A 20,634-nucleotide genomic window follows, 5' to 3' on the forward strand; every position below is an offset into this window, starting at 1 on the left:
TCCTTTACAGTCCCAAACTGGATAACAAGTCATCCACATCATCTTGGTTTGCGACGATATCTTCTCGCTTATGCGCATTGACAACAGGCCCTTCAGCCACTGCTGTATTCCCTTCTTTTTCAGTGAAGTTATAGCCCGCATCTTTAGCGGCATCGACTAAATCCACTAAGCTAATTTCAACATGTTTAACAAGATCTAAAACATGCCCAATCAATTGCCCAGTTAAGTCTTGATATTCTTGTGTCATCAGAACATCATTTAAAGTTTTATTTAAAAATTCTGCATTCCCTCTTAAATCCCCCAAAAAAGAACCCAAGCCATGATAAAGCTCTTTAAACTCTTTCGGTGTCATATCATGGTGTTGTAATCGATCCCACTCTGTCAGTAACTGAGCCGACTGTAAGGCCATTTGATCCCCTAAAGGCAAACACACCTCAATGGCATCAATCGTTTTATTCGTTGCATTCTCTGTCAGCTGAACAACATGTTCTAGACGATCTTTTGCATCAGGCAAATCATCTGTAATTTCTTTTAAGTTTTTCTCTTTATGTTCGCTTAAATCGACGAGCGTATTATGAAGGTCACGGGTCACTTTGCCAACTTCTTGAACAAAATTTTCTTCGAGGCAAACACTTAACTCTGCAACCAAACGCGTCGCTTCTTTCGCGTCGCCTCCCTCCAAGCTTTCAACTAAGGACCAAGCTTTTTCGAGAGTCGACTGAGTTAACAGTTTCTCCTCACTTTTCATAATATCTATATATCTTTACATCCAGTTATTTTTTTGCCCCATCAACGCGCTCAAAAATCTTGTCAAGTTTCTCTTTTAAAGTTGCAGCTGTAAATGGTTTAACGATATAACCATTAACACCAGCCTGTGCAGCTTCAACGATTTGTTCTCTTTTTTGCTCCGCTGTGATCAGCAAAACCGGCATCGCTTTCAACCGATCATGCGCTCGCACATTTTTAAGCAAATCGATCCCTGTCATCCCTGGCATATTCCAATCAGTGACTAGAAAGTCAAAGTCACTTTTTTGTAATAATGGCCAAGCAGTCGCCCCATCATCTGCCTCTGCAATGTTTGTAAACCCTAAATCACGCAATAAATTTTTTACAATCCGTCGCATGGTGGAAAAGTCATCCACAACAAGGATTTTCATATTCTTATCCAAAGTGGCCTCCCCGCACTGGTGTAAGCCCGGCACCTAGCTTAAGTATAGGCAAGATCGACAGAATGTGATTGAATTTATTCTCCATTCATCTGTAATCGCGCTCTAAGCCTAAGCATGGCCTGACTGTGGATCTGGCTAATTCGGGATTCACTAACCCCAATTACCTGACCAATTTCCTTTAAATTCAGCTCTTCATCGTAATACAGTGACAGCACTAACTTTTCACGTTCAGGCAAGGTCAATATTTGATCTGCAATACGTTGCTTAAAATCTTCACGAAGTAGTTTATCTACAGGGCCCACATGGTGACGCTCAACAGGCGCTGCAATATCAAGAGGAACCCCCAGGTCATCAAAACCGAGTAGCTTACTCCCGCTCGTATCTTGTAACATATGATGGTAGTCGCTTAGCGTCAGCCCCATAAATTCAGCCACTTCACTATCTTTCACATCACGATGAAACTGCCCTTCAAGAGACTGAATCGCCTCTGCAATCTCCCGCGCATTACGGTGTACCGAACGAGGGACCCAATCATTTTTTCTGACTTCATCGAGCATCGCACCACGAATTCTAATCCCGGCAAAGGTCTCAAAACTCGCGCCCTTATTCGCATCGTATTTTTTGGCCGCTTCAATCAAACCAATCATCCCTGCCTGAATTAAATCATCGACCTGTATGGCCTCAGGCAATCTTCCCTTTAAGTGATGAGCAACGCGCCGCACTAATGTCGTATGCTTTTTAACAAGATCATTCAAGTCTTCTTGTTGAACCTCAGCATACTTCTCAGCTCGTTTCACGCAATCGCACCTCCCATCGAGTGTTGACGAATCAAGCGCTCAACAAAAAATTCAGTTTGCCCATTTGCAACGTTAGGCGTCTGCCATTGCTGTATTTGCTGAGCAAGTGTGGTTAATGCAACGGCTGCTTCTGAACGCGGATATACTTCGACCACCGCCTTTTGCTTTTGTACAGCCCTTCTTATATAAGGATCAAAGGGCAAGGCTCCTACATATTGCAACATGACATCTAAAAATCGATCGGTTACAGCAATCATCTTTTCAAATAATTGTTCACCTTGTTGACTATTTTTAACCATATTTGCCAAAATTCGAAACCGCCGCATATCATATTCTGTACTCAATAATTTAATTAAAGCATAAGCATCAGTAATTGATGTAGGTTCATCACAAACAACAACAACAACCTCATGAGAGGCTCGTGAAAAGCTCACCACTGCATCTGAAATTCCCGCAGCAGTATCGACAATTAAAGTATCTAAACTTACAGTTAAATGATTAAAGGCTTGAATCAAAGTTGCATGCTCACGTGTCGATAATTCGGACATTTTTTGCAACCCTGAGGCCGATGGAATAATTTTCACCCCGGCAGGACCTTCGACAATAATATCATCTAAAGCACAGTTTCCTTTTAGTACATCGGCAATATTATATTCAGGGTGAATTCCTAATAATACATCGACATTAGCCAAGCCCAGATCAGCATCTAGCAACATGACAGACTGGCCTTGACGTGCCAGAGCAATCGATAAATTCACAGAAATATTGGTTTTCCCAACACCACCCTTACCACCGGTAATCGCAATCACTTGTGTTGATTTGGGATCATGCATTCTTTTGCGTAGCCCCTCGGCCTGATCATAACACTTCTCGTCCATGTTCTTCCCCTCGAGCAAAAACCATCGCTAATGCATCGTCTGTTACTTCTCGATAACGCTTTTGCATCAGTGTTAATGCTCGGTTAATTAAATTATGTGCCCGTGCAACCTTTAAGTCTTCTGGAACACGTTGACCATCAGTAATATAAGCAACAGGTAAATCATATTGAATCGCTGTACTAATGGCTCCACCAATACTGGTTGATTCGTCCAATTTTGTCAGTAAACATCCATCAAGTTCTTTAGGCTCGAACGCCTTAACCGCTTCTTCTAATCCCCAAACTTGACTCGTCGTTGATAAGGTTAAGTAACGCTTCACATGAGGGCCGCCCTCATACAGAATATTCAGCTGATCACTCAAACGCTCATCATGTTGGCTCATGCCTGCAGTATCAATTAAAATTAAGCTACGCTCACGAAATTCATGCAACGCACTGCGCAAAGCCGCAGCATCCCCCACCATACGCACAGGCACCCCTAAAATACGCCCATAGGTTTTTAATTGTTCATGTGCTGCGATGCGATAGGTATCTGTTGTAATGAGTGCAACTTCACTCGCACCATGATGAAGCGCATAGCGCGCAGCAAGTTTAGCAATCGTCGTCGTTTTACCGACCCCAGTCGGCCCAACAAGCGCTGTAATTCCACCATCGAGTAAAACATCCTCGCCGCAGACTTTTAATAATCGAGATAACACTTGCAAGGCTTGTCGCCATAAATGTTCAATATTGCCATCTGCATTGACTCGTTTAACAACTTTACGACAGATATTTGCTTCTAGACCCATTTCGCTTAGGCGCCGCAGCAACATCACTTGTGTGGGCGAACGCCTTTCCATATCTGCCCATGCTAAACCTGAAAGCTGATGCTCTAATAACCCTCGCAACGACGTTAATTCACGTCGCATTGCAACAAGCGTGGGCTCTTCTGACCATTCGACTTTTACACTGTCAGTATCTTGCGTTAAATCATATTTTTTTACTTTCTCAGTTACTTTAGACTCTTGCTCTTGAATCAATGAGTTCAAACGCTCGCTAGAAAACTGCTGCTGATTCTCTTGCACTAACTGAGATGACTGAGGTGGTTTCTGAGCTACTTTACGCTGACCTTCTGCTGTAGCAAGGTCTAGTTCTTTAATCGGCTTGTTTTTAGCCGGTTTCTTTTTATTCTTACTTTTTGCTTTAGTCGTTGATTTAGATGTTGCTTCTTTGAGTAAGGGGTGATTATTAAGTAATTCCCTTGAATTGTTGTTTTCTTTATTTTCACTTCGGGCCACTTTGGGCGTGTTGGCAATTTTTCTAATGGCTGTCGGATCATAATCAACAGCAGTCACTAACTCAACCCCACCATCGACACGACGGTTTGACAATATTACAGCATCAGGACCTAAAACCTCTCGCACTTGTTTAAGTGCGCTACGCATATCCTCTGCAAAAAAGTCGTTTAATCTTCATTCATACTCTCAGTTCTATATATTAAGCGCCTTCTTGACCAATCGATGCGATGATTTTAATCTGCTTATCATCGGTTATTTCCTGGTAAGAAATCACAAATAAATTCGGTAATCCCTGGCGTATAAATCGCGAGAACTGTTGACGTATCTGTGGTGAAACAACAACGACAGCAGGCTGGCTCAATGCCTCTTGCTTTTGAGATAACTCAGTTAAGCTTTGGTTTAAACGTTCAGCCAATCCGGGCTCCACACTGCCTGTCCCATCACCAATAAAGGCCTGTTGCAAAAATTTGTTCCAAGTAAGGGTCCAAAGTGATCACCGGCAACTCTTGAGCCAACCCATTGATTTGCTGCATAATCAAACGCTTTAACGACATCCGCACCACTTCTCGCAGTGCGTCAGAATCTTGACTTTGTCCGCCAAACTGCACCAATGTTTCACAAATCGTACGAATATCGCGTACAGGAACACCTTCATCCAGCAAGCCTTGTAACACCTTCACAACAACACCTAAAGGTAAAATATCAGGAACTAGATTATCAACAAGTTTCGGTGCAGTTTTCGCTAATTGATCCAGTAATAATTGTGCCTCTTCGTAGCCTAATAACTCAGAAGCATTTTGCTGTAAAATCTGACTCACATGAGTTGCAATCACCGTGCTTGCATCAACGACGGTATAGCCTAATGTTTGAGCACGTTCACGCAATTTTTTATCAATCCAAGTCGCTTCTAGAGAAAAAGCAGGATCACGTGTATCGATTCCTTCTAACTTTTTCATCACTTGCCCAGGGTTAATCGCAAGCTCCATATCTGGATAGATTTCGGCCTCTGCAACATTGACCCCCATCAAAGTAATACGGTAATGATTCGGTGCTAAATCTAAATTATCGCGAATATGCACCGATGGGATTAAAAAGCCAAGTTCTTGAGATAATTTTTTACGCACGCCTTTAATCCTTGAGGTTAAATCTCCCCCCTGCTCTTTATCCACCATCGGAATTAAGCGATAACCAATTTCAAGGCCGAGCATATCCACTTGGCCGACATCATCCCAAGAGAGTTCTTTTTGATCGGGCGGGTTATCAGCCGCTTCTTGTTGCAACTCTTTTATTTCTTGTATTTTCTTCTCTTTTAAATTGCGCTTTAATAAATAGGCAATGCTTCCTAACACAACGGCCAATGTTAAAAAGACAATATGGGGCATGCCAGGAACCAAACCAATCGCCCCCATAACAGCTGCTGCAATCGTAAAGACTTTATAGTTCGTAAAAACTTGACTGAAAATTTGATGGCCAACATCACTGTCGCTCGTCGATACGCGTGTGACCATCATCGCCGCTGAAGTAGATAATAACAGTGATGGAATTTGAGCGACCAAGCCATCTCCAATCGTCATAAGGGAATAACGTTGAAATGCCTCGGAAAACGTCATACCGTGATCCATCGCGCCAATCGCAACACCACCGATTAAATTAATTAATAAAATTAATATTCCGGCAATCGCATCACCACGAACAAACTTACTCGCACCATCCATTGCACCATAAAAATCAGCTTCCTGAGCAACTTCTTCACGCCGTGCTTTCGCTTCGTCCGGTGTCACTAAGCCTGCATTTAAATCCGCATCAATTGCCATTTGTTTACCGGGCATCGCATCCAAGGTAAAGCGTGCACTGACCTCAGAAATACGCCCAGCCCCTTTGGTTACAACAATAAAATTAATCAAAACCAAAATAATAAAAACGACAAAACCCACGGTATAGTTACCACCAATCACAACCTCACCAAACGACTGAATCACTTTCCCAGCAGCATCCGGCCCAGTATGTCCTTCAAGCAAAACCACACGCGTCGATGCAACATTTAGTGCTAAACGCAATAAAGTAGCAACGAGTAGAATCGTTGGAAATACTGCGAAATCCAATGGCTTACCTGCATAAATGACAACCAGTAAAACTAATAAAGCCAAAGCGATATTAAAGGTAAAAAATAAATCCAATAAAAATGGAGGCAAGGGAAAAACCAGCATCGCCAGCATCATTAGGACAATAATCGGCGCACCTAACCCTGCTATTTTTAATGCTTTTATTCGCCGCTGAAATGGTGTTGCATCCATTTAGTTCATCACCTTATTTCTTTTCTACTCTGCTCTATCCTGCTCGACTTTGTTTCTGTTATTTTCTAGCTTAATGTGCTAACTCATCTGGAATCGGCACGGTTCTCGGTACTTTCGGTCGTGTTGCTGTACCTGATTTATAGCGTTTTAACTGGAAGACGTAGGCTAATACCTGTGCCACTGCGAGATACAAGCCCTCTGGAATTTCATCCCCTATATCTGTAGTGTAATAAATAGAACGTGCAAGTGCTGGCAAACTTACAATGGGCACTTCACAGCTCTCTGCCACTTTACGAATCTGCTCAGCAATAAAATCTCCTCCCTTAGCCACAACTAAAGGCGCACCGGCAGCATTTTCTTCATAGACTAAAGCCACAGCAAAGTGCGTCGGGTTAGTAATGACAACATCAGCCGTTGGCACGCCATCCATCATGCGTTTTTGACTCATCTCCATCTGCAAACGTCTTATTTTCTGCTTGACCTCAGGTTGACCATCCGTTTCTTTACGTTCGTCTTTGATTTCTTTATGACTCATTTTTAATTGTTTTTTATAATCCCAAAGCTGAAAAGGGACATCGATCATCACAACAATAAATAAAGTCATCCCCAAGCCAAATGCGCACCAGCCCACTAATGACAATGCATGTAATAATGCGGCTTTATCCCCTTCATACGCCAAGTGTAAAAATTTTTCGGCAAAGAACCACATCAAAAAAAGTAGCCATCGCCATAACGAGTAAAAATTTAAAAAATGCTTTAATTAACTCAATAATGGATTTAATCGAAAACATTCTTTTAAGCCTTTAATCGGATCCATACGATCCAGCTTTGGCGTTAGACTTTCAGACGAAAAATTCAAGCCACCCATGAGTATAGGTGCAATTAAGGCAGTTAATAAAATTAATACCAAAAAAGGCAATAATAAATAACCAGCTAACACAGAAACTTCTTTAATTTTACCCATCATTAAGCCATCTTTAACAAGCTCACTTGGCTCAATTGAAAAGCACAACTTAACAATTTTAAAAAGATATTCTGCCATATACTGACCAAGAACAATTAAAAAAACAACACCAAAAACAACAATAGCAAATGTATTTAACTCTTTTGAACGCGGGACTTGACCCCGCTTACGTGCATCATCAATGCGTTTTTGCGTGGGTTCTTCGGTTTTTTCTTGAGCATCATCGTTATTATCAGCCATCGCTTATGCCACCTTAATCAGCTGATAAGTAAGTTGACTAATTTCTATAAAATAGCTTTGAAAGTGCTCATTAATATGAAAACAACAAAAGCAATAACAACCGCCCCATCAATAATGTCGTCGGGAAACCAATACTAAAAACATTGAGCTGAGGCGCTGCACGACTCATCACACCAAAAGCAAAGTTAATAAGCAACAAAGATAAAATTGCAGGCAAAGCAATTAATACCGCTTTAGAAAACACCCAACTAAACTTTTCTAACATTAACCAAATAAACTGCATCGATAGTTCATCACCCGCTTTAATGGGTAATAACCTAAAGCTTTCAACCACCATTTGGATAAAAACTAAATGACCATTCATCGTGAAGAATAATAGAGCGACCATGATAAAATAAACTTGACTCACCCCCGTTACAATAAAGCCGTTTTGAGGGTCAACAAGCGCAGCAAACCCCAACCCCATTTGCATTGCAATCATCTGCCCGCCGATAACAAAAATCTGAAACAATAATTGAGTCATAAAACCAATAAAAACACCGATTAAAACCTGTTGAATCGTGATCATCAGGCTATCAATAGATAAGATATCTAACTCTGGAACCGGCGGGATGATCGGCACAGCGATAATCGTAATTAATGCGGCGAGCACTAATCGTACATGCTTTGCAACATACTGTGATCCTAATACAGCAATACTCATCAGCATGGCGGCAATGCGAATAAAGGGCCAAAAATAACCTGCAACCCAGGCATGAATTTCAGCGGTTGTTAACTCTAACACAACAAGCCTAAACAGCTAACTAATAATGTAAGGAATGTTTTTAATCAGCTCTTCGGTAAAGCCCATAATTATTTTTAATAATAACGGGCCAGCAAATACAAGCGCTAAAAATGTTGCAAGCAAGCGCGGTACAAAACTTAAGGTTTGCTCATTAATCTGTGTTGCCGCTTGAAATACGGCAACAATTAAACCGACAACCAAACCCGGGACTATCAAGATAGAAGACATGATAATCAACACATAAACCGCTCGTGATATTAAATCCACAGTTGTTTCAGGGGTCATCACTTACTCCTTTAAACCCGTCGGCCTTATATCCTAAAACTCGAGGCCAACGTCCCTAAGATCAGCATCCAGCCATCCACCAGCACAAAAAGCATAATCTTAAAAGGCAATGAGATAATCAAAGGCGATAGCATCATCATCCCCATGCCCATCAATACACTAGCAACGACAAGATCAATCACTAAAAATGGCAAGAAAATCATAAAGCCAATCTGAAATGCTGTTTTTAGTTCACTGGTAATAAACGCCGGCATAATAATCGTTAATGGCACATCTGACAATTGACTCGCTTGAGTTCCTGACATATCCATAAATAGCTTTAAATCAGCCTCACGCGTTTGCTCAATCATAAAACTACGTATCGGTTCTTGGGCTTTTTCTAAGGCTGTTTGAATATTAATTTCATCAGCAAAATAAGGCTGAACAGCCTGCTGGTTAATTTTAATCCAAATTGGACTCATGATAAATATCGTTAAAAATAATGATAAGCCGATTAAGATTTGGTTCGTCGGCACTGTGGGCATCCCCAAGGCTTGGCGCAAAATTCCAAGAACAATCAAAATTCGTGTAAACGAGGTCATCATTAGTAAAAACGCAGGCAATAATGTCAGCGCAGTCATTAATAATAAAATTTGCAAACCAACGCTGTAGGTCTCACTGCCATTAGGCTGGGTCGTTGCCGTCACAATAGGAATCGTTGGCGCTGCACTGATGGTAAAGCAACATCCCAGTAAAATCACAAGAACCAATACACGCTTCATTGTACCGAGCCTTTTAATTTAGGCTTTACTTTATCTAATAACTTATGAAAACTCTGGGTATCTTTCGCCTGGATACATTCATTAAGCACATGTAACGTCTGGATATGTTGCGCAGTTACACCTAATAGTACTTGCTCTTTACCCACCTGAACAATCACCAAACGCTCTTTAGAGCCAATAGGTAAGGTCGCAATAACTTCGATATCACCTTGTCGATTAAAGCCTCGTTGCTGTAACCGCTTTAAAATAAAACCTAGACCGATAATTAACAAAATAACAAGCAACGAACTCCAAAGCATTTGCCAAGCCGTCGATGAAATAAATCCAGGCTGCTGGGGCAATACTGTTTGCGGCTCCGCATAGCTGGCAAAGCTATAGGCAGATAAAGCAAAAAATAACAATAAAGTGATATGCTTTTTCACTTGAGCTTTTGCAACCTCTCTGCCGCACTAATGACATCTGTCAGACGAATGCCATATTTCTCATTAACGACAACGACCTCTCCATGTGCAACTAAAGTCCCATTGACTTTGACATCCAGCGGCTCACCTGCATAACGATCTAACTCAACCACAGAGCCTTGGTTTAATTGCAAGAGGTTACGAATACTAATATCAGCGCCACCAACTTGCATCGAAATTGTCACCGGCAAATCGAGTATCTTTTCAAGGTCTGGGTATTCTTCGCTAGCCAAAGCAATAGGGTCAAACCCTGTATTTAATGCTTCAAGTTCATCATCACTTTGGGCATCACCCGACTCTTCTAAGGCCGCCCCCCATGCTGCTTCTACATCTTCATCAGACTGTGTATCTCCTGACTCTTCAAAGGCTTCATCCCAGCTGATGTCATCCCCTTCTTCGCCCTCACCATCACTCATCGCATTCTCCTAAATTACTGCATTACCATAAAGGTAATGAGTACAAATTTAACCTGTCCTTGCCCTTTCAATACCGGCTCTGCGGTTTTACGCATTTTCTCCAACAGATCATCTTTAAGCTTTTTACGCCCTTCTTTTGTTGCCAGCTCATTACTCGTAAAATTATGAATAGAAGACAAAACCTCATGGCGCATTTCAGGCATTTTTGATAACAGCTTGGAGTAGTCACTTTTTGGCTGAAAGGCAAATGCGAAATCAAGGCGCAATAACTGATATTTCCCTGAAGTATCTAAAAAGCGTAAGGTAAAGGGCGGATCAAATTCTAAATAGCCTAAAGACTCTTTCAACTTTACCTCTTTTGGAGGAGGAGGGGCTGCTGTTTCAGTCGCTGCAGATTTTTGCTGGAGCCTCATCTCCCCCACCCAACACAAACGCTAACACCCCACCAATGATTGCAAGCAGGACAACGGTGCTAACAATAATAATGATTAGTTTGCCTTTGCCTTTTTTTGTGGGCTCCTCAGAGTCCTGCTCAGCATCAGGTTGTGGTGCTTCTTCCGCCATGTATTATTTCCCTATAATCACTCTCATTGCTTGGCAAAACATGTGCCAACTTTATAACTCATTATTAATTAGAATGTTTTTAAAGAAAGTGACAAATATTTGACAACAATTAATTAACTTAAATAAAACCGATCAACCAATGGTAAATTTAGTAAAAAGCACCTTTTTCACTTCCAAGTTACCTACATATTCATTGAGCACTTTGATCACTTGTGCCAGTGCTTTTTTTTCTAGTTCAGTTCGCTTGCCAGGTTTACGTAATTTCTTTGATGATTGATTACTAAATAACTCAACCAGCGCATCTTTAATTAAAGGCATATTGTCTTTTAGAGCATCCTCAATTTTCTTATCTGCCGGAATCATTAAAGACACTTCAATACTTAAAAATTTCCGCGTTGAATCTTGTAAATTAGTTACAAAAATGGGGCGAATAGGCACATAAACAACTTTACTAGCGTAGGATGCCGCGGTAAACAAAAAAACAAAGCGAAAATTAAACTTGCTTTTATAGAGCATTGCAAAGACATAACGAAACCTCCCAGCCTATGGTAAACATAGTTGAATGTCTTCAAAACTGTCTATTAGAATTAGAAAAATTCTGTAAAACAACTTTGACTTTGGACTTCACTCGCTGCTTCTTAGTCACTTTTTCTTTTACTGGTGGAATGCTTAGTTTCCTCAACACCATGAAATAAATTGCCCCGACATGATAATCAGGAATCCGCTCCAAAAAAGAAAAATATTGCAACAGTGATTTATTTGATATAGGCAATCGATATAAAAACGTTTGAATATCGCGAACCTCATAACCCAAAGAAAGCATCCTATCTTCAATACGAGAAATCGCCACCCAATGGCTATCCCAGGGTGAGAGATCAAATAATTTTAAAATACAACGTATCCCACCCCAAAGACTCAAAGGGTTCAGTCCATAGATAATAACATGCCCACCCGGCTGCAATACCCGATTTACTTCATTTAATAACTGATCAGCGTTTTCAACACTCTCTAAGCCATGAGAAAGTAAAACTAAATCGATACTGGACTCTAAAAAAGAAAGTTGTTGGTAAGAGCTAATCACCTTCGCAGGTTTTTCATAACTAAATGGATAATCAGCTGCGCACTCACAGTAAAAAAATTTTCTGCAAATAATTCGCGTAATTTCGGTGATAACGGCACCCCTAAGCTCAAGCCAACCTGACCACCACAACGATTTAACCATGTAGAAAGTCGTTGCTCACACATCGAACTAATTTCTTCGCCTAATGCAGATTGGTACCAAGCCGTCATGCGATAGCGCCACTGACGATACTTCATTCAACACTCCAAAAACACAATCTTTCTTTTCCTAACACCCTCAGCTAGAATACTATTAAATTCATTGATAATCATTAGCCATACACTTAGCCATAACACAAATCAAAATACAAAAGCAGCTCATATACATGAAAAACAATTTTTATTCCTCTGCTACAATTTCAATGCTAGCACTTGCTCTTAGCGCCTGCACAACAACTTCAATAATTCAACACCCTCATTCCACTGCCGTATCGGCCCCTGTTGCATCGATTCATAATCAATCCAATAATTCTGCACCAGCAAGCGTAAAACCTGTATCAAACTCAATTGCAAGCCTAGCTCCAATCACCCCGATAGAAAGCCTTGCCGCAGGGCCAATCACTGAAGACCCGGATGTTGAACTGTGGCAGCGAATTCGCCAACATTTTGCCCTCAATCATTATAATAATATACCGCGTGTGCAATATTACATCCGTTGGTATTTAAAACATTCGAAAGACTTTAAAACCAGCATAGAGCGTGCCACCCCTTTTCTTTATTATATTGTCGAACAAGTCGAAGAGCGCCACATCCCTATGGAAATCGCCCTACTTCCTCTTGTTGAAAGTGGGTTTCGACCGAGTGTTTCTTCCAGTGCCGGCGCCTCTGGCCTGTGGCAACTGATGCCAATCACAGCCTCTCGTTTTGGTGTAAAACAAAACTGGTGGTACGACGGCCGTTTTGATATTGGCAAATCCACCCGCTCAGCATTAAATTATTTACTTTATCTACACAACTTTTTCGATGGCAATTGGCTGCTTGCCCTCGCCGCTTATAATTCAGGTGAAGGCACCGTCCAGCAGGCGATTACTAAGAATATGCGCGCACATAAACCCACATCTTACTGGAACCTCGCCCTACCTCGCGAAACCCGTGACTATGTACCAAAATTACTCGCTGCCGCCGCCATTATTGCCGACCCTGAAGCATATAACATTCACATTCCGCAAATAGAAAATAAACCCCAAATTATGCCTATCGATATGGGTGGACAAGTCAACCTTGCTCAAGTCGCGAAATATGCGGGGATTAGCACCGATGAACTTAACCGATTAAACCCCGGCTATACGCGCTTAATCACATCTCCTAAAGGGCCACATATTCTTTGGCTGCCTATTGCAGCGGCAAAACGCCTAGAAAGCCACATGAGCCAGCACCCAAGAAAGCAACTACTTTCTTGGCACCGCTACCGTGTTCAACCCGGAGATACCATCAGCGGCATCGCCAACAAACTAGATATTCCTACACGTATGCTCAGCGAGGTCAATCAACTCGACGGCCATCTCATTTATCCCGGGCAGTTTTTGCTCTATCCAGCACCTAAGGCAACACGCCATGTTAAAAATAATACCAATAAAAAACCAAGGTCTGTCGCTGTAACCACACCAAAACTCTATACCGTTCGTTCTGGTGATAGCCTATGGGAAATTAGCAAACGCTACCATATACGTGTTGCAGATATCAAACATTGGAATCCAACTATCCATGAACAAAGCCTAACGATTGGCCAAACGCTACATTTACAACCCACAACAACGACGCAAAACAAGACTATTGCTCACCGGTCCCGACATGCGCCTTACTTTGTTCAAGCCGGCGACTCAATCTCAACGATTGCTCAAAGGTTTAACATTACAACCGCACAATTAAAATCCTGGAATCATTTAAAATCCGATCAGATTTATCCAAAGCAAAAACTACTCGTTCAAGCACCCAAAGAACAAATGCTCACCTATAAAGTAAAATCAGGAGACAATTTATACAAAATATCCCAACTATTTGATGTTAACGTCAATGACATTATGTACTGGAATCACTTAACCAATAACAATATCCATCCTGGCCAACAATTAAAAATCGCTAAAAATAAAGCAAATCACATTAATAAAGTGGCTTATAAAGTCCGTAATGGCGACACGCTTTATTCGATCAGTCGCCACTATGATACAACCGTTGCCAGCCTACAACACTGGAACCAGTTAAGTAATAATAATATCAAAGCAGGTCAAGCGCTCACCATTTATACCGATACTGCTTAAAGCCTTATTAGCCTCATTGACTTTGCTTTTTATTAAGAATTATCGCATGCTATAGAGCCATATTTTTTATAACAGCATGAGTTATTTTATGAAGCCCTTAAATAAAGACATACAAATTCTAGCGCAATCCCCGATTCGCTCTGCAACAACACGCTGTAACGAGCTTAACGGCATCAACCTTGGCCAAGGTGTCTGTGACCTTCCAGTACAAAAAGCAATCAAAGATGCGGCCTCTGCAGCAATTTACAATAACCAAAATTTGTATTCAGATAATCGTGGTGTATCCGAATTAAGACAGGCACTGCGCCATAAAATCGCCAATTTCAACCTTATTGACGTGAATCCTGATAACGAATTGCTCATCACCCATGGTGCAACCGGCGGCTATGTTTCAGCACTAAAAACCTTATGTGACCCCGGTGATGAAATCATCCTATTCGAACCTTTCTATGGTTACCACCGTAATATCGCAGAGACACTAGGGATCACAGTTAAAACTGTCAGTATAAATCTCAACGATTATGCTTTTTCCATAGATGAATTAAAACAGCAAATTAGCCCTAAAACCAAAGCGATTATTATCTGCACACCAAACAACCCAACGGGTAAAGTATTTACAAAAGATGAACTCAATACAATTGGCCAACTTGCAATAGAGCAAGATCTTTATGTCATCACTGACGAAATGTATGAATATTTCACCTATCCTGGTTTCAAGCACGTTTCATTTGCGAGCCTTGATGAAAGATATTGGCAACGCACAATTACCCTTTCGGGCTTTTCCAAAGTATTTAACATCACCGGCTGGCGTCTTGGCTATGCTTATGGCCCAGAAGAGCTTATTGTTCGAATGAGCCAAATACAAGATTTATTTTATGTCTGCCCAGTCACCCCCTTGCAACATGCCGTAGCAGAAGCACTAAAACTTCCTGAAAGCTATTACCATGAATTGCAAGATACTTTTTTACACAAACGCGATTTAATGGTCACAACGTTGCGCAATATTGGCTTTGATGTGCCCAATCCACAAGGGGCCTATTACCTCCTTGTCGATGCCAAAAATGGTCCATTAGGGCAAATAGATAACTTGGCATCCACGCTCTTAGAAGAATCTAAAGTCGCTACAGTGCCAGGTTCTGCCTTTTATCTTGACCAAAACAAAGGTCACTCTCAACTGCGCTTCTGTTTTGCACAAGGTGAAGATAAAATAAATCAGGCGATTAAAAAAACTCTCTGCCTTTTTCAAAAATCACACCCTTTAACATATCTCGCTATAAAAATGGCCCACTCCTGGGCCATCACTAATAATAATGCAGCATAACTCATTTAGCTTTATACCGCTTGGACCTCAGCCACTGAGTTGCTTTCTTCTTTTTCTAGGTATTTATCCACTGTTAATGCAGTTGCCATGACCCCATTGACATTGGTTGCTGTCCGCCCCATATCAACAATCGGATCTACCCCTTGAACAATGGCAATAATGGCATAAGGCAACCCTAAAGTTGATAGCGTCACCGCTGCTGCTATCGACGCTGTACCTGGAATCCCTGAAATACCAAGTGATGCAATCGCATTAATAAACATCACCATCATGATAATTTGCCATGTAATCGGCTGATGCATGATCGTCATTGCCATCACCACTAACATCGCAGGAAAAACACCCGCACATGCATTAAAGCCGATTGATGAGCCTATCGTAGGCGCAAAAGTGGCTAGGTCTGGATGAACTTTAAACTTTTGTCTTAATGTTTCTTCTGTCACCGGCAACGTACCAAAACTCGAACGTGTCGTAAACGCCACCAATAACGCTTTATACGCATTTTTAAGGTAATAAGCGGGCGACACTCCTTGTGTAGCTAAAATCACTAAATGTAAAGCAAACACGATAGCCATTGCCACATAAATCGCGACAAGATAGCTTAACACAGATAATAACGAACTCGCGCCAGTTGCACTTGCAACATTAGCAATCAACGCTAACACACCATAAGGCGTTAGTGCGACGACAAAGCGTGCAAGCTGCTTTGAAATTTCAAAAGCAGACTGGATAAAACTCTCAAATGGCTTCACATCTGCCACTTTTGATTTTTTAACGACCAGAGCCGCCGCACCAATAAAGATAGAGAATAACGCAAGAGCTGCCGCATTTCCTGAGGCCATCGCCGCAATTGGGTTCGTTGGTAACATTCCTAAGATAGTATCCACCACACCGGTATAATGATGACTCGGTTGTAGGTCAACTCCTGGAATAACAAGCCCAGCTCCTAAGTTAAAGACCTTACCCACCAGCATGCCTATGCCTGCAGAAATACCGGTTAAGATTAACAGCATAGCAACAAAGCGTATCGCCGAAGCTCTAAAATTCGCCGCTCCCTTATCACTTAAACTTAACAAAGCAGAAACTAACGATGTGAATACTAAAGGGATTACCAGCATCTTTAATAAATCAATATAGCCTGCACCAATGAGGTGAAAAGCGCTGCTTAAATCAGCCATCGCCTCGCTCTCACCGACTAAGCTAAAACGTGCTAATGCCCCTAAAACCACTCCTACAACAAGAGCGATTAACACCAAACCATTAAATTTCATACCCTTGCGCTGCAATACGTAAAGAGCCAATAAAAGTGCAATAAAAATAACTATATACACTTTACTTAAAACCAAAGCCGACATCACTAAACCTCAAAAAAACCATTAAAACTGATAACAACTACTCAATAGCAAAAGCGAATGATTGTCTTAACAACAACGCCAAATACAACAGCTACAGTTAAACGGATAACGATATATACTCATCGATTAATCCCACACCATTCAAATCAAATTTAAAATACTTAAAGTAACCAAAAGGAAAAACAGCAATAAATGCTAAAGACAACTGTGTATTAGCAACAACAGCCAAAAAGAGAGGAATTTTGATTGTAATGAAGTTCACGTTTCACAGTTTAAGAACTCTCGTTAAATCATTAAATAAATTACGAACTCTATCAAGCTAACAAACTTGGTTTAGATTTGCAAGAGAAACATGAGAATTGTTCTCAATATTAACCTAGAAACTAGGCTAGTTATTGAATTAAAGACGACAAGATCAACTTTTTCAATAACGCCATCGTCGAAGATAACACCTTATTTTTATGATGAATTAAGTAAATATCAATACTGCTTGCTACATCTGTCATATTCAATGCCCTCAAACGCCCTTCAGCCAGATCATCTTGCAAAGCTAAATCGGGCAAGAGAGTGACTCCCAATCCCTTACGTACCGCCTCCTTAACAGCATAATTATTATTCATTTTCAAACGCTTGTGCTCGATTTGCCAGCGTTCCAGACAGGCATCTAAGCTTTGAAAAACAGTAGTGCTTTCCTCGCTGGTAATCAGCGTTTCTCCCCTTAAGTCCTGCCCTTGAACCTGCTCACATGCTGCAAGACGGTGTTCAGGCGCAACCACCATAAGCATCTGAGCCACACCACAACAGAACTGCTCTAAATCAGGACGGTGGGGAATCGGACCTAAAATATACAAATCCGCTTCATTATTATCAAGTTGCCTCAATTGATTATTACGATTATCCACTAGCACTTCCAACTCCACATGAGGAAAGCGCTTATAAAACTCAGATAAGCACCCCAATACAGCATCCTGCAGAATATTGTGAATAGAAAGGGTTATTCTTCCATAGCCTTGCTCTGAATCTAGTAATACTTGCTCTTTTAAAACACTCACCTCATGCAAAACACGCCGAGCATGTTTAATCAACGTCTTGCCTGTAGAGGTCAAATACACCTCATGATTAAGGCGTTCTATTACGGGGCTATTGCATTGAAGTTCTAGTTGCTTAATCAACTTAGAAACCGCAGGTTGGCTCAAATGCAACGATTTAGCTGCCTGTGAGAAATTCAGATACTTAGAAAAAACCAAAAAGGCTTCGAGTTGACGAAGTGTAATATGCATAGCCATAACTTTTAGTAATATTTTAATAATTATTATTAATTTTACATTATAACCATGACATCGTAAAATTTTTATAAATCGTCATCTAACCAAAAATTAGGGCAAAAATGAAAGAGACTACATGGGAAGATTTCCAAAAGATTGACCTTAGAATAGGCACTATTTTAGAAGTCATTGACTTCCCTGAAGCAAGAAAACCCGCTTATCGGCTAAGCGTTGATTTTGGCAAAGATATTGGAATTAAAAAATCCAGTGCACAACTTACTGACCTCTATACTAAAGAAAGCTTAGTCGGAAAACGCGTCATTGCTGTCATTAATTTCCCAAAGAAACAAATCGGACCTATCCAATCAGAATGTCTAGTAGTAGGGTTTCATCGAGACGACGGCGTTATTTTAGCGATTCCTGATGGTGCAATCCCCAACGGAGCTAGGCTTGTGTAACCCAAGCAGCCAACAAGTGACCAAACTCTATCTTTCTTATTAAAGCCTAATTTCTACCTCTAATATTTAAATTAACTATTTTCAGGAGTGCAGCATGCTAATATTTAATGCAATTCTCCCCGTTTTTTAATCATGGCTCTCGGCTTCAGTGCTGAAAAATATGAATTACTCGGCAAGCAAGGAGCCTATGTACTCAATCGCTTTGTCTTCTACTTTGGTTTACCGCTACTTATTTTTACCTCCCTTTCTCAGCAAGTACTCTCATCAATGTTTAATTTCAGATTTATTTTGGCATTCGCATTAGGTATGGCGATTAGCTTTTGCTTAATCATATTAGTCAAAAAAATTGCCTTTAAAAACGACAGCCAAGCTGAAATTACCATTAAGTCATTACTCGCTTCACTACCCAATACTGGATTTATGGGGATTCCTATACTGTCTGTTGTGGTAGGCACCACAGGTATTATTGCCGCAGTGATTGCAACAATTTTAACATTAGTCTTATTACTCATCACTGGACCTTGGGTCAACCAAGAAAAAGTCGGGCATAAAGTTAACTTGAGCTGTGTTGCCCTACAGCTCATTAAACAACCTATTATTATCGCTATGATCACGGCCTTTGTTTTTTCAGGCTTACATCTCCACTTGCCTCATATGATCAGCCCAGCCCTTAAAATGATTGCGAGCACAGCAACGCCTTGTGCACTCTTTGCCATTGGTGCGACTTTAGCAGAAGATAAAATCTCACTAAAGGTAAAGGATACCTGCATCATCTCTCTGTTAAAGCTTGCAGTTCAGCCTTTGCTCACTATGGTGCTATTGCTTATTTTCCAAGTCCCCACTCAATGGGCTATTGCAGGCGTAATTCTAGCTTCACTCCCCATCGCAACGGTAGTTTTTATCTATGCTGCACAATCGCAGATCTATGTCCGCGAAAGCTCTTCAGTAATCGCTATCACAACCATTGCCTCAATTGTCACTCTACCAGTATTTATCCTTATATCTCATCAGTTATGGCATTAATTGTATTTGTATTAAGAAAGTTAGCCCACTCTATAAATTTAATCGCTCTCTTACGCAGAAGACTTCTTCTAACTCGATGTTAAAAACAACGAAACGACTCATTTTGAGTTTTTGAGACATATTTAAAGAAGGTGTTCAGCGGCAAAATGCCTAAACTGCATGTTCTCTTCCCACATGCCTCACTGGGGCTTTTCTTTGTTTGAAGTACAGAAATTCCACTGTAGCATCAATATAAAAACGGAAGTCTTGCACATTGACCAAGACGTTAGAAGCAATGATACTTATAAGTAGTCTTTAAAAACGGAATTTTTTAAGTGGCTGTATTGAAGTTTGCCTATGTGAAATTAATTTATCTTACTTTTTTATTATCAGTTATGAGCTTATCTTATGCTAAAGAAGTTATATTTGCTTACGAAGATAAAAGCAACTTCCCATATTATCTAGGGCAAGGCCCAGTCGTTCCTCATCAACTGCCAGGTAGTTCTGTGGAAATTGTGAAAATGGCAGCCGAAAAGCAAGGCATTCAAGTGTCTTTTATTCGTATGCCTTGGAAGCGCTGCCTGTCTAATTTAAGCTCTAACTTGGTTGATGGGACATTTAATGCAAGCTTTAAACCTGACCGTTTGAAAATGGGGGTTTACCCATTTAACCAAGGTAGAATTGATACTTCAATGCGACTATTAAGTTTATCTTATATGTTTTATGTACAAAAAGGCTCTACAATCTCATGGGATGGTCAACGCTTTAAAAACCTGACCGGCAATATCGGTTCTGTGCTTGGTTACTCTGTTTCAGATATCTTAAAAAAGAGAGGGTTTCCTGTCGATGAAAGTCCCATTTCAGTACAGCAAAATTTAGATATGCTTTTGCTGGGAAGGGTAAAAGTTGCTGCTGGGTCTGAGCACCAGGTTGATTATATTATTAGCAATAACGATAAATATAAAAA

The 20,634-nt window shown here is 40.8% G+C and carries 22 protein-coding genes and 2 pseudogenes; 5 read left to right on the top strand and 19 right to left on the bottom strand.

Going from position 1 to position 20,634, the window contains the following annotated elements; translation table 11 throughout:
* Nucleotides 1–4 precede the first annotated feature (4 nt).
* From BGC07_RS02855 to BGC07_RS20480, 17 genes and pseudogenes are all read right to left on the bottom strand, one after another.
* A complete protein-coding gene (locus BGC07_RS02855; RefSeq protein WP_069311883.1) occupies nucleotides 5–748 on the bottom strand; it encodes a protein phosphatase CheZ in 744 nt (247 codons plus the stop codon).
* A 25-nt stretch (nucleotides 749–773) separates the two neighbouring features.
* A complete protein-coding gene (locus BGC07_RS02860) occupies nucleotides 774–1,157 on the bottom strand; it encodes a chemotaxis response regulator CheY (RefSeq protein ID WP_069311884.1) in 384 nt (127 codons plus the stop codon).
* A gap of 86 nt (nucleotides 1,158–1,243) precedes the next feature.
* Nucleotides 1,244–1,966: an RNA polymerase sigma factor FliA gene (locus tag BGC07_RS02865; protein WP_069311885.1), complete on the bottom strand. Its 723-nt coding sequence runs from the start codon at nucleotides 1,964–1,966 to the stop codon at nucleotides 1,244–1,246.
* The gene (locus tag BGC07_RS02870; protein ID WP_077216721.1) at nucleotides 1,963–2,844 is read right to left on the bottom strand and encodes a MinD/ParA family protein; all 882 of its coding nucleotides are present in this window, start codon (nucleotides 2,842–2,844) and stop codon (nucleotides 1,963–1,965) included. The genes BGC07_RS02865 and BGC07_RS02870 overlap by 4 nt, the downstream gene beginning before the upstream one ends.
* Nucleotides 2,825–4,267: a flagellar biosynthesis protein FlhF gene (flhF, locus tag BGC07_RS02875; protein WP_069311886.1), complete on the bottom strand. Its 1,443-nt coding sequence runs from the start codon at nucleotides 4,265–4,267 to the stop codon at nucleotides 2,825–2,827. The genes BGC07_RS02870 and flhF overlap by 20 nt, the downstream gene beginning before the upstream one ends.
* A 52-nt stretch (nucleotides 4,268–4,319) precedes the next feature.
* A pseudogene (gene flhA / locus BGC07_RS02880) lies at nucleotides 4,320–6,414 on the bottom strand (flagellar biosynthesis protein FlhA).
* A 70-nt stretch (nucleotides 6,415–6,484) separates the two neighbouring features.
* Nucleotides 6,485–7,618 (bottom strand): annotated as a pseudogene (flhB, locus tag BGC07_RS02885) (flagellar biosynthesis protein FlhB).
* A 70-nt stretch (nucleotides 7,619–7,688) separates the two neighbouring features.
* A complete protein-coding gene (fliR, locus tag BGC07_RS02890) occupies nucleotides 7,689–8,402 on the bottom strand; it encodes a flagellar biosynthetic protein FliR (protein ID WP_235602864.1) in 714 nt (237 codons plus the stop codon).
* A gap of 15 nt (nucleotides 8,403–8,417) precedes the next feature.
* On the bottom strand, nucleotides 8,418–8,687 hold the full coding sequence (gene fliQ, locus BGC07_RS02895) for a flagellar biosynthesis protein FliQ (RefSeq protein WP_069311887.1): 270 nt from the start codon (nucleotides 8,685–8,687) through the stop codon (nucleotides 8,418–8,420).
* Between the two features lie 26 nt (nucleotides 8,688–8,713).
* Nucleotides 8,714–9,448 (bottom strand): flagellar type III secretion system pore protein FliP, encoded by a 735-nt coding sequence (gene fliP / locus BGC07_RS02900; RefSeq protein WP_069311888.1) that lies wholly within the window; start codon nucleotides 9,446–9,448, stop codon nucleotides 8,714–8,716.
* Entirely contained in the window at nucleotides 9,445–9,870 is a 426-nt protein-coding gene (gene fliO / locus BGC07_RS02905; RefSeq protein WP_069311889.1) for a flagellar biosynthetic protein FliO, read from the bottom strand. Before fliO ends, fliP begins: the two co-directional genes overlap by 4 nt.
* The gene (fliN, locus tag BGC07_RS02910; protein ID WP_069311890.1) at nucleotides 9,867–10,325 is read right to left on the bottom strand and encodes a flagellar motor switch protein FliN; all 459 of its coding nucleotides are present in this window, start codon (nucleotides 10,323–10,325) and stop codon (nucleotides 9,867–9,869) included. Before fliN ends, fliO begins: the two co-directional genes overlap by 4 nt.
* A 14-nt stretch (nucleotides 10,326–10,339) precedes the next feature.
* A complete protein-coding gene (locus BGC07_RS02915; protein ID WP_069311891.1) occupies nucleotides 10,340–10,738 on the bottom strand; it encodes a flagellar basal body-associated FliL family protein in 399 nt (132 codons plus the stop codon).
* Complete coding sequence (locus BGC07_RS02920; protein ID WP_069311892.1) at nucleotides 10,707–10,889, bottom strand: flagellar basal body-associated FliL family protein; 183 nt, start codon at nucleotides 10,887–10,889, stop codon at nucleotides 10,707–10,709. Before BGC07_RS02920 ends, BGC07_RS02915 begins: the two co-directional genes overlap by 32 nt.
* A gap of 132 nt (nucleotides 10,890–11,021) precedes the next feature.
* The gene (locus tag BGC07_RS02925; protein ID WP_069311893.1) at nucleotides 11,022–11,405 is read right to left on the bottom strand and encodes a flagellar basal body-associated FliL family protein; all 384 of its coding nucleotides are present in this window, start codon (nucleotides 11,403–11,405) and stop codon (nucleotides 11,022–11,024) included.
* 52 nt (nucleotides 11,406–11,457) lie between these two features.
* Nucleotides 11,458–11,970 carry a methyltransferase domain-containing protein gene (locus tag BGC07_RS02930; RefSeq protein ID WP_069311894.1) on the bottom strand — a complete coding sequence of 171 codons (513 nt, stop codon included), beginning with the start codon at nucleotides 11,968–11,970 and terminating at the stop codon, nucleotides 11,458–11,460.
* Nucleotides 11,967–12,206 carry a hypothetical protein gene (locus BGC07_RS20480; RefSeq protein ID WP_069311895.1) on the bottom strand — a complete coding sequence of 80 codons (240 nt, stop codon included), beginning with the start codon at nucleotides 12,204–12,206 and terminating at the stop codon, nucleotides 11,967–11,969. The genes BGC07_RS02930 and BGC07_RS20480 overlap by 4 nt, the downstream gene beginning before the upstream one ends.
* A 128-nt stretch (nucleotides 12,207–12,334) precedes the next feature.
* Here BGC07_RS20480 and BGC07_RS02940 point away from each other — a divergent pair, with 128 nt between their 5' ends.
* Nucleotides 12,335–14,266: a LysM peptidoglycan-binding domain-containing protein gene (locus BGC07_RS02940; protein ID WP_069311896.1), complete on the top strand. Its 1,932-nt coding sequence runs from the start codon at nucleotides 12,335–12,337 to the stop codon at nucleotides 14,264–14,266.
* A gap of 88 nt (nucleotides 14,267–14,354) precedes the next feature.
* Nucleotides 14,355–15,587: a pyridoxal phosphate-dependent aminotransferase gene (locus BGC07_RS02945; protein WP_069311897.1), complete on the top strand. Its 1,233-nt coding sequence runs from the start codon at nucleotides 14,355–14,357 to the stop codon at nucleotides 15,585–15,587.
* A gap of 11 nt (nucleotides 15,588–15,598) precedes the next feature.
* Here BGC07_RS02945 and BGC07_RS02950 read toward each other — a convergent pair whose 3' ends face one another.
* Both BGC07_RS02950 and BGC07_RS02955 read right to left on the bottom strand, forming a co-directional pair.
* Nucleotides 15,599–16,942, bottom strand: coding sequence for a cation:dicarboxylate symporter family transporter (locus tag BGC07_RS02950; protein WP_235602865.1), 1,344 nt, complete (start codon nucleotides 16,940–16,942; stop codon nucleotides 15,599–15,601).
* A gap of 392 nt (nucleotides 16,943–17,334) precedes the next feature.
* Nucleotides 17,335–18,222 carry a LysR family transcriptional regulator gene (locus BGC07_RS02955; RefSeq protein WP_069311898.1) on the bottom strand — a complete coding sequence of 296 codons (888 nt, stop codon included), beginning with the start codon at nucleotides 18,220–18,222 and terminating at the stop codon, nucleotides 17,335–17,337.
* Nucleotides 18,223–18,329: 107 nt separating this feature from the next.
* Between BGC07_RS02955 and BGC07_RS02960 the strand changes: the two genes are divergently transcribed.
* The 3 genes from BGC07_RS02960 to BGC07_RS02970 form a co-directional block, all read left to right on the top strand.
* Nucleotides 18,330–18,665, top strand: a complete 336-nt coding sequence (locus BGC07_RS02960) for a tRNA-binding protein (protein ID WP_069311899.1) — start codon at nucleotides 18,330–18,332, stop codon at nucleotides 18,663–18,665.
* 132 nt (nucleotides 18,666–18,797) lie between these two features.
* On the top strand, nucleotides 18,798–19,688 hold the full coding sequence (locus tag BGC07_RS02965) for an AEC family transporter (protein ID WP_069311900.1): 891 nt from the start codon (nucleotides 18,798–18,800) through the stop codon (nucleotides 19,686–19,688).
* 314 nt (nucleotides 19,689–20,002) lie between these two features.
* The coding region (locus BGC07_RS02970) for a substrate-binding periplasmic protein (RefSeq protein ID WP_158006850.1) at nucleotides 20,003–20,634 on the top strand (632 nt) is incomplete at its 3' end.

It is taken from the genome of Piscirickettsia litoralis (assembly GCF_001720395.1).
GTDB classification, from domain to species: domain Bacteria; phylum Pseudomonadota; class Gammaproteobacteria; order Piscirickettsiales; family Piscirickettsiaceae; genus Piscirickettsia; species Piscirickettsia litoralis.

Bases quoted from the DNA above. Each gene is read 5' to 3' on its own strand.
- BGC07_RS02855 (WP_069311883.1), bottom strand. From the start codon at position 748: ATGAAAAGTGAGGAGAAACTGTTAACTCAGTCGACTCTCGAAAAAGCT.
- BGC07_RS02860 (WP_069311884.1), bottom strand. From the start codon at position 1,157: ATGAAAATCCTTGTTGTGGATGACTTTTCCACCATGCGACGGATTGTA.
- BGC07_RS02870 (WP_077216721.1), bottom strand. From the start codon at position 2,844: ATGGACGAGAAGTGTTATGATCAGGCCGAGGGGCTACGCAAAAGAATG.
- flhF (WP_069311886.1), bottom strand. From the start codon at position 4,267: ATGCGTAGCGCACTTAAACAAGTGCGAGAGGTTTTAGGTCCTGATGCT.
- fliQ (WP_069311887.1), bottom strand. From the start codon at position 8,687: ATGACCCCTGAAACAACTGTGGATTTAATATCACGAGCGGTTTATGTG.
- fliP (WP_069311888.1), bottom strand. From the start codon at position 9,448: ATGAAGCGTGTATTGGTTCTTGTGATTTTACTGGGATGTTGCTTTACC.
- fliN (WP_069311890.1), bottom strand. From the start codon at position 10,325: ATGAGTGATGGTGAGGGCGAAGAAGGGGATGACATCAGCTGGGATGAA.
- BGC07_RS02915 (WP_069311891.1), bottom strand. From the start codon at position 10,738: ATGAGGCTCCAGCAAAAATCTGCAGCGACTGAAACAGCAGCCCCTCCT.
- BGC07_RS02920 (WP_069311892.1), bottom strand. From the start codon at position 10,889: ATGGCGGAAGAAGCACCACAACCTGATGCTGAGCAGGACTCTGAGGAG.
- BGC07_RS02925 (WP_069311893.1), bottom strand. From the start codon at position 11,405: ATGCTCTATAAAAGCAAGTTTAATTTTCGCTTTGTTTTTTTGTTTACC.
- BGC07_RS20480 (WP_069311895.1), bottom strand. From the start codon at position 12,206: ATGAAGTATCGTCAGTGGCGCTATCGCATGACGGCTTGGTACCAATCT.
- BGC07_RS02940 (WP_069311896.1), top strand. From the start codon at position 12,335: ATGAAAAACAATTTTTATTCCTCTGCTACAATTTCAATGCTAGCACTT.
- BGC07_RS02945 (WP_069311897.1), top strand. From the start codon at position 14,355: ATGAAGCCCTTAAATAAAGACATACAAATTCTAGCGCAATCCCCGATT.
- BGC07_RS02950 (WP_235602865.1), bottom strand. From the start codon at position 16,942: ATGTCGGCTTTGGTTTTAAGTAAAGTGTATATAGTTATTTTTATTGCA.
- BGC07_RS02955 (WP_069311898.1), bottom strand. From the start codon at position 18,222: ATGCATATTACACTTCGTCAACTCGAAGCCTTTTTGGTTTTTTCTAAG.
- BGC07_RS02960 (WP_069311899.1), top strand. From the start codon at position 18,330: ATGAAAGAGACTACATGGGAAGATTTCCAAAAGATTGACCTTAGAATA.
- BGC07_RS02965 (WP_069311900.1), top strand. From the start codon at position 18,798: ATGGCTCTCGGCTTCAGTGCTGAAAAATATGAATTACTCGGCAAGCAA.